This is a genomic window from Pantoea anthophila (assembly GCF_026104315.1).
GTDB classification, from domain to species: Bacteria; Pseudomonadota; Gammaproteobacteria; order Enterobacterales; family Enterobacteriaceae; genus Pantoea; species Pantoea anthophila.
The window spans coordinates 2,281,795-2,295,863 of sequence record NZ_CP110473.1 but is presented as its reverse complement, the minus strand read 5'-3'; the positions used below and the strand labels follow the sequence as shown (position 1 = coordinate 2,295,863).

General features: G+C 43.1%; 13 protein-coding genes and 3 pseudogenes. 8 read left to right on the top strand and 8 right to left on the bottom strand.

Annotation, left to right across the window (positions count from 1 at the left end; all coding sequences use genetic code 11):
• Positions 1-153: 153 nt before the first annotated feature.
• From OJ965_RS13225 to OJ965_RS13215, 3 genes are read right to left on the bottom strand one after another with little or no spacing between them, the layout of a single operon-like run.
• Positions 154-489: a hypothetical protein gene (locus tag OJ965_RS13225; RefSeq protein ID WP_265136243.1), complete on the bottom strand. Its 336-nt coding sequence runs from the start codon at positions 487-489 to the stop codon at positions 154-156.
• Between the two features lie 26 nt (positions 490-515).
• Positions 516-881 (bottom strand): acyl-CoA dehydrogenase, encoded by a 366-nt coding sequence (locus OJ965_RS13220; RefSeq protein WP_265139278.1) that lies wholly within the window; start codon positions 879-881, stop codon positions 516-518.
• A 14-nt stretch (positions 882-895) separates the two neighbouring features.
• On the bottom strand, positions 896-1,423 hold the full coding sequence (locus tag OJ965_RS13215; protein WP_265136241.1) for a hypothetical protein: 528 nt from the start codon (positions 1,421-1,423) through the stop codon (positions 896-898).
• A 176-nt stretch (positions 1,424-1,599) separates the two neighbouring features.
• On the opposite strand from OJ965_RS13215, the gene OJ965_RS13210 reads away from it, so the two are divergent.
• From OJ965_RS13210 to OJ965_RS13190, 5 genes are all read left to right on the top strand, one after another.
• Entirely contained in the window at positions 1,600-1,977 is a 378-nt protein-coding gene (locus OJ965_RS13210) for a helix-turn-helix domain-containing protein (protein ID WP_420874788.1), read from the top strand.
• Positions 1,978-2,216: 239 nt separating this feature from the next.
• The gene (locus tag OJ965_RS13205) at positions 2,217-2,636 is read left to right on the top strand and encodes a DUF2787 domain-containing protein (RefSeq protein ID WP_265136239.1); all 420 of its coding nucleotides are present in this window, start codon (positions 2,217-2,219) and stop codon (positions 2,634-2,636) included.
• A gap of 120 nt (positions 2,637-2,756) precedes the next feature.
• Positions 2,757-3,218, top strand: coding sequence for a hypothetical protein (locus OJ965_RS13200; RefSeq protein ID WP_338117909.1), 462 nt, complete (start codon positions 2,757-2,759; stop codon positions 3,216-3,218).
• A gap of 1 nt (position 3,219) precedes the next feature.
• Positions 3,220-3,672 (top strand): JAB domain-containing protein, encoded by a 453-nt coding sequence (locus OJ965_RS13195; protein ID WP_265136237.1) that lies wholly within the window; start codon positions 3,220-3,222, stop codon positions 3,670-3,672.
• A gap of 46 nt (positions 3,673-3,718) precedes the next feature.
• Positions 3,719-4,648, top strand: coding sequence for a tyrosine-type recombinase/integrase (locus tag OJ965_RS13190; RefSeq protein WP_265136235.1), 930 nt, complete (start codon positions 3,719-3,721; stop codon positions 4,646-4,648).
• Between the two features lie 46 nt (positions 4,649-4,694).
• Here the strand turns inward: OJ965_RS13190 and OJ965_RS13185 are convergent, their stop codons facing one another.
• Positions 4,695-5,195 carry a hypothetical protein gene (locus tag OJ965_RS13185; protein WP_265136233.1) on the bottom strand — a complete coding sequence of 167 codons (501 nt, stop codon included), beginning with the start codon at positions 5,193-5,195 and terminating at the stop codon, positions 4,695-4,697.
• A 216-nt stretch (positions 5,196-5,411) separates the two neighbouring features.
• On the opposite strand from OJ965_RS13185, the gene OJ965_RS13180 reads away from it, so the two are divergent.
• The 3 genes and pseudogenes from OJ965_RS13180 to OJ965_RS13170 all read left to right on the top strand — a co-directional run.
• Entirely contained in the window at positions 5,412-5,597 is a 186-nt protein-coding gene (locus tag OJ965_RS13180) for a helix-turn-helix transcriptional regulator (protein WP_265136231.1), read from the top strand.
• 179 nt (positions 5,598-5,776) lie between these two features.
• Complete coding sequence (locus tag OJ965_RS13175; protein ID WP_265136229.1) at positions 5,777-6,997, top strand: hypothetical protein; 1,221 nt, start codon at positions 5,777-5,779, stop codon at positions 6,995-6,997.
• Positions 6,998-7,216: 219 nt separating this feature from the next.
• Positions 7,217-7,396 (top strand): annotated as a pseudogene (locus OJ965_RS13170) (transposase); the annotation flags it as partial.
• A 9-nt stretch (positions 7,397-7,405) separates the two neighbouring features.
• On the opposite strand, the pseudogene OJ965_RS13165 reads toward OJ965_RS13170, so the two are convergent.
• The 4 genes and pseudogenes from OJ965_RS13165 to OJ965_RS13150 form a co-directional block, all read right to left on the bottom strand.
• Positions 7,406-8,580: pseudogene (locus OJ965_RS13165) on the bottom strand (IS3 family transposase).
• A gap of 74 nt (positions 8,581-8,654) precedes the next feature.
• Positions 8,655-8,885 (bottom strand): annotated as a pseudogene (locus OJ965_RS13160) (DUF262 domain-containing protein); the annotation flags it as partial.
• Between the two features lie 671 nt (positions 8,886-9,556).
• Positions 9,557-12,280, bottom strand: coding sequence for a DEAD/DEAH box helicase family protein (locus OJ965_RS13155; RefSeq protein ID WP_265136227.1), 2,724 nt, complete (start codon positions 12,278-12,280; stop codon positions 9,557-9,559).
• On the bottom strand, positions 12,273-14,045 hold the full coding sequence (locus tag OJ965_RS13150; protein WP_265136225.1) for a site-specific DNA-methyltransferase: 1,773 nt from the start codon (positions 14,043-14,045) through the stop codon (positions 12,273-12,275). The genes OJ965_RS13155 and OJ965_RS13150 overlap by 8 nt, the downstream gene beginning before the upstream one ends.
• Positions 14,046-14,069 lie beyond the last annotated feature (24 nt).

Below are 14,069 nucleotides of genomic sequence, written 5' to 3'. Positions count from 1 at the left end.
TGCTATAAGCCGTAGAGCCTGGCAGCCGATTCATGTTTATCTGCATGCATCACTAAACTTGGACTTGAACGCAGGCATTTTGGTTACCGATGCATATGACAGTTTCTGCAATGTGAAGGTTTCACGTTAATCAGAAGCGGGTAGCAAAGATAACTATAAACCGGATACATTTATATAAAACTGGCCTTTTCTATCCTCAGTTTTCTGTATTCGATAAGTTATCGGCAATGACTGCTGCGCACCTGGCTTTGTGAATGAAAGGTCAGCAGCGCACTGATAAACATCGAGACCTGACTCATGACTGACCGTCCTGACGTTTTCGACTGAAATCCGCACATCCTTATCCAGCGTCATTCTTTTCTCTATCGTTTTCCGTGCTATATCAATGACCAGATTCTTAGCGTCATCACTATTGCATTTTGGTGTCTTATCGCCGCAGCCCGCTATTAAACCCGCTGCAATCAGCACCAGAGATATGTTTATTTTCATTAATTGTTCCCTTCAATTCAGAGTGGTTATCTTGTTATTTTTTTGTATTGACCATCCATTGCGCCTGCTACCGAAGCCCCGCAGTATCCTTCGCAACCACGAGTCATCACGCTGGTTTTTCCATTATTTATCTCGCTGAGCACGGCAACACACTGGCTGGAACTATCATTCCAGACCCAACGGCGTTTCTGATTCTCACCAGCAGCTATTTGTTGCGCTGTACCTTCCATGTTACAGATCCCTGAGCCATCTTTGGTTGATGCGTTGATGCTGAACTCTGCATTACCGTTCATTGGCTTTAGCGTTAAAACTGCGCCGGGCTTAGCGTATTGAGCTGCGATTGTCGGGAAGGCTAAGGCTGTCAGTACTAATGCAGTAACAATTCTCTTCATCATTAAATATCCTGTTAGCTAATACGAATGTTTTTGGTGATTTTCCCCAGTGCCAGTGGCCTGCGTTTTTCCACAAAGAAATACACAACGTTGAAAGCTGATTTACGGTGATTCCCCCGACCCAGGGAGGGCCAGTTACGGAATGATTCGATCTGTTCTTCTGAATAGGGCGTGTCAGAGAAGTCAAACAGTACAAGCAGTGCTTTGCCGTCGTGCTTCATCAACTTCTTCACTTCCGTGCTGTTTACGGTTGCGGAGACATTGGAACGAGCTGCTGTTGGCTTACGGACTGCAAACTCAACGGCCACATCGTCAATCACAAAGTCAATGAAACCATGCCCGGATACCGTTCTAGGTAGCCTGCTTTTAACTTCTGGCGAAACGTTATCCGCAAACCAACCCAGTAAATAGCTACGTACTAATGGCAGTAATTCCCGCTCGCTACATTCATTCAGACGCAGTGTTTTGACAAATTCACGCCGATAAAGGGAGCTGAAAAAGTACTCAAAGCAATCCGTTATCTCAGTAATGGTGGTTGCCACAATGTTCCCCTTTTGTCCACCTTTGTTCTAAGGCTCATCTGCTGGTCATTCAGCTCGTCAGTCTTAGTCTTTTTTGGTCTATAAGTGAGTATTTACTGGATTTTAATGTCATTATTGATGTTCATGCAAGAGTAAAAAAGACCCAAACTTCCGCTTATGGACGGACGGGAGAATAAATGATGGTTAAACTGGTGGCAGATTCAGCTGATAAGCTGGTAGGACAGCGTATTCAGAGCAGACGTAAAGAAGCCGGGTTAACCGCAGCTGAACTTGCAGAAATTATCGATATATCTCAGCAACAACTTTCCCGCTATGAACGAGGAACGAATAAGATCAATGTTGCGCATTTAGTTAAAATTGCAGTGTCTCTAAAGACACCAATAAGTTGGTTCTTTATTGATTGCATGGATGATCTGAATGTTTCTAATATCCCGTCTGACTATCTATCTGGGCTTGATAAAGAATTAAAACAACGCCTCGATCAAGTCTGGAACAAATTGGATTACGGCAAAAGGAAAAGCCTTCTCCTGTTTTTAGATGAATTCATAAATTAAATTTGGAATTAGTTTCTATGTGAAATTATTTGCTTTATAAGTATATTCCTGGTAAAATGTCATTACTGGATAGTGCCATATTATTCAGTAGCTGATACATAAACTAATAGCCAACTTAATCTTTCATTTTATATCCCTTCTGGCGGGAGGACGTCTATCGTCTGAAAAGTCAGTACGGGTTAGGGTTAATTAGTGGTTTGTGTCATCAACCCAAACGTATATTTACCGGAAGAAATACAATGAATATTATCCGTCAGGAAGGGCTGTCCATGCCCGTAAGTCAGGAACTCATTAATATTATACTGGCTGAGCTCAGTAAAAAGCCGCCAGTTAAACCGAATATTCGCGCTGTTACATTGCTGTTCAAAGATATCAATTACAGCGCTGAAAATGGTGGGTTTCATCCGGTCGAAATAAGGATTATTTCCCGCAACGATGAATGGTATTTCGATTACATCACTGACTTCAAATATATGGGGACAGACCCGGAGCTCGAAAAGGAAATCGATATCAGCTGGAGCCAGCGCTATGTCTTCCTGTCCTATGCCGGTGATTTACCCCCAGGGGAAGGGCGAGACATTTTTGCGCTCTGGCAGAGAAATTTCGTTCATTACCACTTCCTGAATATCTACACCCTCACCGTTATGTGGGAAAGCTAATCCCGCCACACTGACAGCTAATTATTGATGGAGACATTATCTGTGACTGTAAGCAGAGGGATACACGCGTCTGTACAGGGAGAGCTTGACTGTCTTTGCGGCGCGTACTGTGTGGTGAATATGCTGAGCTGGCTGTATGACGGTCGGGTGAAGCGAAAACCACTCATGAACCGGCTTATTCAGGCTTACCAGCAGCGCTGGCCTTTGCATGAGTGGCTGACCGAAGGGATTGAAGAAGACCGTTTAGACTGGCTGATGGCGCAGGTGTTACAGAAAGGACATTACAACCGCCAGTTTCCGGTTCAAATTACCAGACCCTTTTCAGGGAAGCGAGGGTTATCAGACGGGCGGCTTTTCAGGGAAATGCAGCGTTTTATGGACGTCACTGACTACTCCCGCCTGATTATGCTCAGCGACCAGTTTCACTGGTCTCTTCTGGTCAAAATGGATGAGGAAACGCTCTGTTTCTTCGACAGCAACGGGCGAACCACCATGCCCCGTAAAGCTTTCTCCCTGCGTACTGGCGTAACCCGCCGCCAGCTGTTTCCCGACGCCATTTACTTCATTGAACGGGAGTTCTGACATGACCATGTTTACCCAACGTGAAACGCGTATCCTCGATCATGCGCGTGAAATTATTAGCCGGTACTATCAGCGTGGGGTTCAACTCTGTTCCCCTGATGATGTTCGACGGTGCGTGATGGTTGAGCTGGCACCGCTTGAACATGAAGAGTTTGGCATCATCCTGCTCGATAATCAGAATCAGCTGCTGCACCGCGAAATCCTGTTCAGGGGTACGCTAAACTCGGTCAGCGTTCACCCCCGTGAAGTTATTAAGCATGTACTGAAGCATAACGCCGCCGCAGTCATCCTTGTCCACAACCACCCCAGCGGCGAGCCTGAACCCAGCCGTTGTGACATCCAGTTGACCAAAAAGCTTCAGGAGCTGCTGGAAATGCTGGATGTGCGGTTACTTGATCACTTTATCGTGGCAGGAACTGAAACGGTATCAATGGCTGAACGGGGGCTAGTGTGATGCTGAAAGTTACCTGGTTTAATGTACGTTATTGCGGGTTAGGCGCATGAACAGGACAGCGTTACGTCAGGTCGTGCCTATGGTACAAACAACCGTGTTCGATGCGTATATTAGCGGTCTGGCACCATCGGGACGGCGGGGCATCACCAGCTTGTTAAACCGCAGCGCCAGCATACTTAAACGCGGTGCGGATGCAGCAGACTATCCGTGGGAACAACTTAACTACGCCGCCGTAGCCAAAGTGCGCGCGGCATTGCTGGATGACGGTTACGCCGTGTCATCGGTCAACATGGCGCTGTCAGCACTCCGGGGCGTAGCGCAGACGGCCTTTAACCTCAATTGCATGGATGCCGAAACGCTGGCACGTATCCGATCAGTTAAGCGCGTAAGTGGCGATATCCAGCGTAAGGGAAGGGCGTTAGAAAAGTCGGAAATCCGGGCACTGATTCAGGCTGCAAAACAGCATCCGCAACCGGTAAGGCGCTACCGTGATGCCGCTATTGTGCTGACGCTTTGTGGAACGGGCCTGCGGGCCGGGGAACTGGTTAAACTTGAGCGCCGGGACTATGACAACGGCATCCTGACAGTGAGGCAAGGGAAGGGGCGTAAATACCGCGAAATTCACGTGGCGGATGCAGTGGATAAGGCTATCCGCGCGTGGCTGAAAGTTGGCGCAGAGGAGGCTGAAAGCGCACTGTTCAGCCGAATTCAGCGTAACGGCAAAGTAGTCAGTCAGCCGCTGACAACAACCGGATTAACGGGTATCCTCGCTGAGTTACAGCAAACATCTATCATTGCGCGGTTTACCCCTCATGATATGCGGCGCACCTTCATCACCCGTTTGCTGGAGCAGGGCGTGGATATCAACACCGTTCGCCAGTTGGCAGGTCACAGCGACATATCCACGACAACGCGCTATGACTGTCGTGGTGAGGGGATGAAAATCAGCGCCAGCAAGCGGATTAGGTGCTGGTGACGGTATCATTTACATATGTGGTGAGAGAATGTTCGGTACGACAATTTCATTTATCATGCTCATCTTCTATTTTCATCAAAAGCTTAAGCACTTTCGCCGGATATAACATCCTTTCTATATCTGCATCTATCCATAATTTGGGATCTAGGTTTTTGTCTGTCGGAAGATCTGCTATAGCGAAAGGCCTGTCAAATCCTTTTTCTATCATGGACTCCTTGATAGTTGAGTTATCCTTGCCTCTCATTTTCAAACGATGAACAAGTTTGAAAACTCGAATTAGTTCTTTAGCTTGATCCGTTCGAGGTTTGAATACATAAGTAATGTAATGAGCATCAATTATTCTGGCCAATACTTTGCTAAAGCGTCGGCCTGTCCCTGATTTCCTTGTGAGCATATCCTCATCACCATAGAACACACATAACTCCCGCAACCTCATCTTAACCTGCTCATTCATATTGATTGTGAAAGCACTTCCAATCTCCTCTTCAAGGTTTTCCCGGCTGGCTAAAACCCGGCTCACGGCATCGTTTTTTTTCTGATTTCTCATTAGATCCCCTTTGTTGTAATCAACCACTCATGCATAAAGCAACAGTTGCTTCATTAGGGGATTAAGCCTGAACTAATTCATCAAAGCAACTGTTGCAAGTTTCATTTTTCGATTATGCAACTGTTGCTTTTGGCATTTTCGACCAAATTAGGTCTGAAAATGATGGTTGTAAAAGCCTGTTCGCATCAGCCGATGCGTAACTTAAACAGGTGCGTTATGACCACAATTCGTATCATCAAGGTCCCGGAAGTTCTTGAACGTTGCGCCATGAGCAGGGCTTCACTCTACAGAATGCTCCAGCGTAATGAATTTCCGCGGCAGGTCCGTATAGGTACTCGTTCGGTAGGTTTCTACGAGCATGAAGTTAACCAGTGGCTGGCTGACCGCCAGCGTGTTCAGTAAGTGCATGAACGTCTAACAGCACGTTATTCACGCACGTATAACCATGAACAGAGAACGTATCAGCCAACGCTGACGCTGGTTAAACTAAACAATGTCTTCACCAAGATTACTACTTATAGCTGATAGGTTGCTGATGCTCTCTGTTCCTCAATCGGATTAATGCCTGATAAGGAACACCAATGAAAAAGAACAAGTTACTTAATAAGAAGAATGTTGAATTTAATACATCAAATGAGATCTGCGATAGTTATTACTGGCATACGATGAAGCTTCGCATCGACTGGCTTTCAATGGTATCCCGTTTCCATAGTGATGAGGAGAAAGCTGATTTTATGCAGAATTTACAGTCCTTACTGGGACAGGAGTGGAAAAACTTTCTTGTGCAGGAGAAATCACCACGGAACTCAACTGGAACACATCACCCTTACAAATTTGGTTTGTGTATTTCACGTAATAAACCTGATGCACCAATGTTGGCATATCTATTGTGGGGGCCAAAAGCAGCAGGAACTGGTGGATTCAGTATTCAGTTTCATCCCCAGCACATGACAGGAAAACAGATGGATTTGTTGCTTAAGTGGTTGATTGGCCGTCTCGGTGAGACTTTTAATCAACTGCTGAAGCGAGCATGGGTCACCCGGCTGGATATTGCTCTGGATATCTATGGGTGCAAGTTGAATGATTATCTTTGGGGATTGAAACAATCATCAGTTTATAAAGACCACGATAAGCCCCAAGGGCTGCCGGGATTATCTCTTGGCGCAGCAGATTCCCAATTGTCAGGGTTAATTTATGGAAAAATAGATGCTACTTTATTTAAGCGGCTCACATTCTCTGAGCATGCAAGGTATGTTTATGAAAAAGGGAAGCGTAAGCGGGAGTTTTTCCTTGAAATTGACAAGGGAGAGTACCCCCAGTTTCTGCGTATAGAAATACGTATTCAACCTGAGTCTATTGGTCCCGGTGAACGTGGATTCAGGCAAAAAGCACTGATGTTGTCTGATCTTGGAAAGCTCGATAACCCTTTTGAGCGCTTGCTGGTTTATAAGCGTAAACTGGAGGGAGAACTTATGAATGCTGTTTTTACCAATGACCGGCCCAAAACTAATGGCATCAAAGCATGGATAGATGTGTTAAGGCGTGGTGATTCAAAAGGACGTCTGGCTCGTAAGTTCAGCAGCCTTCTGAAGCTTAATGAGGTAGAGTTGTTCAACAAACATGAGGTCTGGTCTTTTTGGCCTGTTTGTATGGCTCAGTTGGGGCAGGTTATTGGTGCATTAAAGCCAGAATTTGCGACCAAGGAAGAAATGGGCGTCAGCCAGTTTGTGGAGAATATTCGTAAGCGAAAGCGCAAAACACGAGGTCAAAAACGTGAGGGACACAAGCGGTTAAAACGCTAGTTTCGATTTAATTCTTCCTATTAATATGGCGGTCTTTTGGCCGCCATATCGTTGTCTTTACGCCAGGTAATGTGATTTTTCATGCTACCTGTATCTCGAATTCCTTCCTCAATACTGCCCAACGTTGCTGAGTTTTGACGAGGTAGACTGACCTGCTCCCCGTTGATTAACACACCGCGATGTTACTAATGTCTTCATAAGCCACATGAGGACATCCCCATGAAGAAGCGTTTTTCCGACGAACAGATCATCAGTATCCTCCGCGAGGCTGAAGCCGGGGTTTCTGCCCGTGAGCTCTGCCGTAAGCACGCCATTTCCGACGCCATCTTTTACACCTGGCGTAAGAAGTATGGTGGTTTGGAGGTGCCCGAGGTTAAGCGCCTGAAGTCGCTTGAGGAAATGTAGTGGTCAACAAAAACTGGCCACGGCTTTAGAGTTTTTCCAGAACAATCTTTCTGATTCATTCGGCGTCAAACCCCCATTATATTGATGGGGTCTGAGCTGGCTGTAATATCCTGTGATGTAATTCGTTATTGCCGTGCTGGCTTGGCTAAAATTCGCGTAGCCATTATCCGGTACCCACTCTGTTTTCAGGCTTCTGAAGAACCGTTCCATTGGGCTGTTATCCCAGCAAATTCCCCGGCGACTCAGGCTTTGCTTTATCTGATATCTCCACAGTAACTGTCTGAAATTCCTGCTGGTATAGTGGCTGCCTTGATCCGAGTGATACAGTAAATTAGCCGGCTTTCCTCGCGCTTCCCACGCCATGGACAGCGCTTTAGCTGTCAGTGCAGAATCCGGGAAAAATGACATAGCCCAGCCAACCGGTCTACGGGAAAACAGATCAAGCACTACGGCCAGATAAGCCCAGCGTTTACCCGTCCAGATATAAGTCACATCACCGCACCAGACCTGATTAGGCTCGGTTACAGCAAACTGGCGTTCCAGAGAATTGGGGATCTCAACGTGTTCCTTAGACGCCTTCTTATACCTATGACCAGGCTGCTGACAGCTGATGAGACGAAGCTCTTTCATCAGCTTTGTTGCCCGCCAGCGGCTAAGTTTTACACCTTTGTTCGTGACTATCGAGGCAATATTACGTGCGCCTGCGGAGCCGTTACTTTCGCGATAACTTTTACGAACAAGACTGGGTAATGTCACTCGCGTGGCAGCAGGCTTTTTTGGTTACCGCCAGTATTTATAGCTGCTGCGATGAACCCCAAACACATTGCACAAAACGGCAACGGGAAACCGCGCCCTGAGTTTCTCAACTAATGAGAACTGTTCAGGGAGTCTGACATCAAGAACGCGGTAGCCTTTTTTAATATATCTCTTTCCATTTCAACGCGTTGAAGTCTTTTCTTTAACTCACGTATCTCAATCTGCTCAGGTGTCATGGGTGAAGCTGTGGGTGATTTTCCCGCTCGCTCATCTTTCAGTTGTCGAACCCATTTGTCCATCGTGGATTTGCCGACATTCATCGCAGTGGCAGCGGCGGCAACGGTGTAGTGCTGGTCGAGTAGAAGCTGGGCAGCTTTGAGGCGAAACTCGGGGCTAAAATTGCGTCTGTTACGTCCGGTCATAATGTCACCTGTTTTGACTATGAGGTGATGATATCACCTCTATTCAGGTGGCCAAATTTACTATGCCACTACATATCAACACCCAGCAAGCCGCTCTTTGATTGTGGTTCAAGCACCACTGCACCAAGAAAATGGGGGGTTGGTTTTATACCGGAGAAACGGGTCTGTACTTTTTCGGTTATATCCTCCAGCAAGGCGGACCACTGATTTCATTGTGTCCATACGTATGCACGTTGGTAGAAAGGAACGCAGTATTGGCGACGATCCTGAAAAATTTGCTGGACATTTAGCGTCTCGGATTTCATGGCTTACCTATATATGCAGTATGACCTACCAGTGAAAAATTTTCAGCCTCAGAAGCGGCTTAAGCCAGCCTTCATGGCTTCAATTGATTTTTAGGAACTTATTGGGTCAGTTGCTTAAATTAGAAAATTCGATTTGTGAGTTTACTATAATAGGTCAATATTATTAATTTAATTAAGATATTGCAAAGGAGGTAGTTATAAGCATATGAATCGCCGCAGTTTAACAGACTCCTCAGACTCGTTTAAGATGACTTACTCATGAGCATTAAGCATTTTCTTGAATAGTTCAAAATAGAATCGGTTAAATTGGCTGTTGACCGCGACTATAACATTCCAGATGAGACAACTGAATACATTTTCATCTTCTTAAGGACAAGAATCCCTCGTCGGCCGGCCTCATACTGCTACTGGGCATAAGAGGTACGTTTTGCATTAAAGTTATCAGGAAAAATTTCAAGAGTTGGCCTTCACGATTATTATTACAAGTTTTTTTATGAAAGTATTTATTTATATGATTTCAATTTAGAAATTTTGATTTCATGGTTTTTACTCTTTTCAAATTAATACAGTATTCATAAGGTATATCAGCTATGCATATGGGACCAACATGTAGCAGTTGTTGGTTATCCCATAAAGCCCCTAAAGAAAGAGGCTTTGTTGGATTGTTTTAATTAATTTAAAAAATCTCTTGCGTATGAACCAGCTGCGGCATCTTTCCCCTTAATAATTTCATAACCTATTCCAGCTGAAACCCCCATAAGTTCAGCTGCTTCCTGTTTGTCCTTTACATTCTGAGAGTCAATCATATGTTCTCCCTTAACTTCAATCATCACGTAAGAACCGTCCTGTTTCTTGATCAGGAAATCAGGATAGTAACTACGGACACGCTGAGTATCGGAATCAACATAATGGATAACGAAATCACTCTGTCCATGCGTCAGCATGCCAGTAAACCAGATTTTTTGTACCTTATCATTATGCAGCATATCCCAAAAGAACTGTCTTTCAGGATTAGAATCAAAGCAGTAATTATCTAAGTGAAAACTGCGTTCCGCTATCTTAGATACCTCAGAATCCAATTTGCGAATAATCTTATCTTTCGCTGCTGTCACAGTGTAATAACCAGGGTCTATCGGCGGTTCTTTAACCAATTCAACTTCGAACTCTTCTTCGATACTCTCTGAATTGATGTCATACATCGCCTTAAACAGACGAGGAATCACTTGGTCATAAAGTACTTCGTTGAACTGATTGACTGAAGCTAAAATCCCATCAAAGCCCTCTTTTGTTAAAGAGATAATTTTATCGATCTCAATACACGGTTTATTGAGGTAACGTGCAATATCAGCGACCAAAGAAATACGTGAGAATTTTCTCTGAACTTTCAGATAAGAAAGATCATCTCTTATAGCTTTTTTCGTATTACCAAGGTCATCAGGCATTCTCATACCTTCACGAACTTCATGGATTAAACGATAATCGTTGAGTTCTATTGTGTCTAAGCCTAGCTTATAGCCCTGTACAATTTCATCCTTTTCCACCAATTTGTAACTACGTCTGACACGCTTAATTAGAATCTTAATTGGCGGTTGTAGAACACGAATATGAACAGTTTCTTTGTTCGGATCAGGCTCTTTAATATCATCAACTGATACTCGGAAGTTAGCTTCTAGTTCCTTATCGAGAAGTTTAAGATTATCTTGGGTAAGATAAACATGACCTGTATATTGTGTTTTTCCAATAGCACGTAAGCAGCGCATGGTTGCCTGAAGTACAAATATTTTCGATTTTGGCTCACGGTACAAAGCTACAGAAAATAGAGAGCGGCAGTTCCAGCCTTCGCGCCCTTTATTAACCAGTAAGATAAACTGTTTATCTGATTGAGGTGTATCAAGACGGTTAAACTCACGAATATCGTCATCGCTTGTGATTTTAGCGTCACCTACGTTTACCAGAATTCTATCTGATGAGATTCCACGTTTGGCAAGCACATTCTCTACAGCTGGGCGAATTTCTGTCGTAACCTCTTCGATCGTAGTACCAAAGATAGCCATTTTCGGAAGCATGTTTTCCGGTCTAAAAGGCTTAGTAATCTCCTGGCCATTAATATCTAATGATATTTCACTTAAATGGTGCATTTCGTCGAGAAAGTTATTAATTGTAATCTCGAGGAAATCTTCGTGCCTTGTATTACTGTAGCCATTTAGACGAACTTGTTTCAAATAATTTTTGTCGATAGCTTTGCGCAAACTATAAGCGTATACCACTTCAGGCAGAACACTTTTACCGACATAAGGTGTACCCGTGTAATTATAACAACCTACGACTCTCGTACCAGCATGCTTTAAGTTAACGGCCAGCTCATCAATAGTTTTACGCAGGGAATTAGCGGCTTTTTTCACACCCATATCTTTCGCTAATTGATCCCCAAAAGCATGGTGTGCTTCGTCAACAAAGATCCCTAACTGAGGCAGTCTTTTTAACTTTTCAAAACGCTGATTAGTAACCAAATCATCTTTTGTTTCAGGTGCTACCGCAAGTGAATCTGGATCAATATTCAATATATCAGCAACGGCATCACCAATATCACCCAAACCTTGGTAAATATTCTTGCCTGAGCTATACAATTTACCGACGCTTGATTTACCTTTACTATCGCGTTTTAGGATTATTTTCTGGCTATTAGATACAATAATATTAAACTTTGAGCCATCAAGCGTATTGAGTGATACACCTGCATCTTCGAGGTAGTGAAACTTAAACTCCGACACGATTGGCATATATTCTGGTGGTACAACCTTGGCGTGACCGAACGATTCGATCTCTCTTAGCGACTGTAACACGGTTTTATCTGGGGCAAAGATAAGCGCATTTTGGATAAAACGTTCATCGTTACCTTTTTTGTTACCTGCGAGGAAATCATAAAAGATACAAGTTGCCATCAGGATGGTTTTACCCGTTCCCATGGTCAGGGCAAAAATATAGTTTGGATACAAACGGCCAGCATTGCTAGCCTTCATATTTTTAAAGATACCTTTGTAATCTTGTTGGGACATCTCCCAAAACATATCGCCTTGTACTATTTCACCTTCAATTGCCTCAATACCTGTTACACGTCCTTCAAACTTACCTTGGCTGGTATACCAATCTTCAAACAACTGATAAACAGGCTTGTTATCTAAAAATTCTTTAATAAATACATAGACTTCAAGAGCTTCAAACTGAGGCGTTCGAAGAAAACTCCCTGGCCGTGAAGGCTCATTATAATCGAGGAACGCCTTACTCAGTCGAGTATAATTCTTACGCACGAGACCGCGTTTCTGCTTATAAAACTCATACAGATGGATATAAAACGAGTTATTGAGCTCGAAGTTGTCTTGAGCACCTTTAGCCATGTGCGATCACCTCTTCGTAGGACTCAGAGAGCAAATCCGTAATCTTAATTTTAATGTTGCTTGCACCCTGAGGAATCTCATATTCGCCTGCAACAAACTCGTTTTTATCCGGGATGTCGATAACGACGGGTTCCATAACGGCACCATCATAATTCCAGTCGATCATGATAGACTCCACCATCTCTCGCCACTCGTGAATATCTTCTTTTTGCTGGCTAAGCTTTTGCAGCAAGTTACGGGGATAAAATTCCTCTACAATCAATCTACCATCTTTAATTTTAATTATTGCTTCTGAATCATATTTAAAGGTTAATTCTGATTTATCACGTAAAATATCGACCACTTCGACTTTTAGTTTATAACCGCATTCATTTTCAAGTATCGCACCCAAACTAGGCTCATGTCCCATACATACCAGCATGATTTTTTCAACCGCTTTATTTGGATTAGCAGCTTTGCGTTCTTCAAATTTTTTATATGGGAAGTTTGCTACTAGTTCATTAAGATCTTCTTTGGTTGCAATGCGATTAACAGGCATGATTTTTACTTTATAGCCGTCTTTTTCACCATCATAAACTGAACTTGAATCCAACTTTTGAATTTCTAAAACCTCGATAAGGAGCTCTTTGGCTTCAATAGGATTACGAAAAACATCATAATTATTAACAGTGTAAACCTCAAAGTTCGCTTTTATACTGTTTAATCGCTTAGTAGCTATTTGAATGGACCCCATGTTAATATCAGCACCAATAAATTTTCGCCCTAGTTTATGAGCTACAGCTTGAGTTGATGCAGAGCCCATGAAACAATCTAAAACGATATCACCAGGTTTTGTGGACGCTGATAAAAGTTTCTTCAAAAGAGCTTCAGGTTTTTGAGTTGGGTAATCAGTACGGTTTAGAGACATTTGGTTTTCAATATCTATAAAAAAACAATCTCCCGCCACTTTTCCATTTCGTAAATAATCTCTGACAACTAAATCAGGGTTGCTAATTTCCCATTTTTGGTCAACATCTTTAGCACCTTTTATTGGACTTCCTGTAATAAACCGTCCATTTAGTCTATACTTTCCATTCTCATCTTCCAAACGGTACTTTTTAATTGTATTATCAGATAAGGGTTCAATAACGTTTTCATCGTCCCAGTTATAAATAGGATTGCTGCTCTTTTTATAGAATAAAATATCGTGATGTGTTCTCTTCCAAGATGTTTTAATTGAACTTCTTGTTGTAAATTGCCACACAATAGAGTTTAGAAAATTCTCGGATCCAAAAACCTCATCCATGATACACCTCAAATGATGAGCCTTTCGGTAATCACAATGGAGATAAATGGCCCCATCATCAGCAAGTAATTCACGGATAATAATTAGTCTCTCATACATGAATTGGAGATACTCATCATTAGCCCACATGTCAGAGTATTGTTTTTCTTCAAAACTTGTATTGTCACTATTAGCTATTTTACCTTTTAATTCGATTGTCCTTTGATAATTCGCTTTGGAATCAAACGGTGGATCTATATATACAAGTTTTATTTTTCCTCTAAATTCATTGAGCAAATGACTCATTACCTGAAGGTTATCCCCCCAGAAAATTTTATTTATCCAACCATTCTCATCTTCATGACCATACACTTCTTTTAATTGTGCTGGAAAATACTGTGTAGAACGAAATGGGCGCTTTCCTTTCCAGTTAAGCATTGGATAGCCTTTAATTGGCTCAAATTCATACTTTTCCGTGTTGATTTGTTCGTCGTTGGCCATGTTTATATCTTACCTCTTCACTTT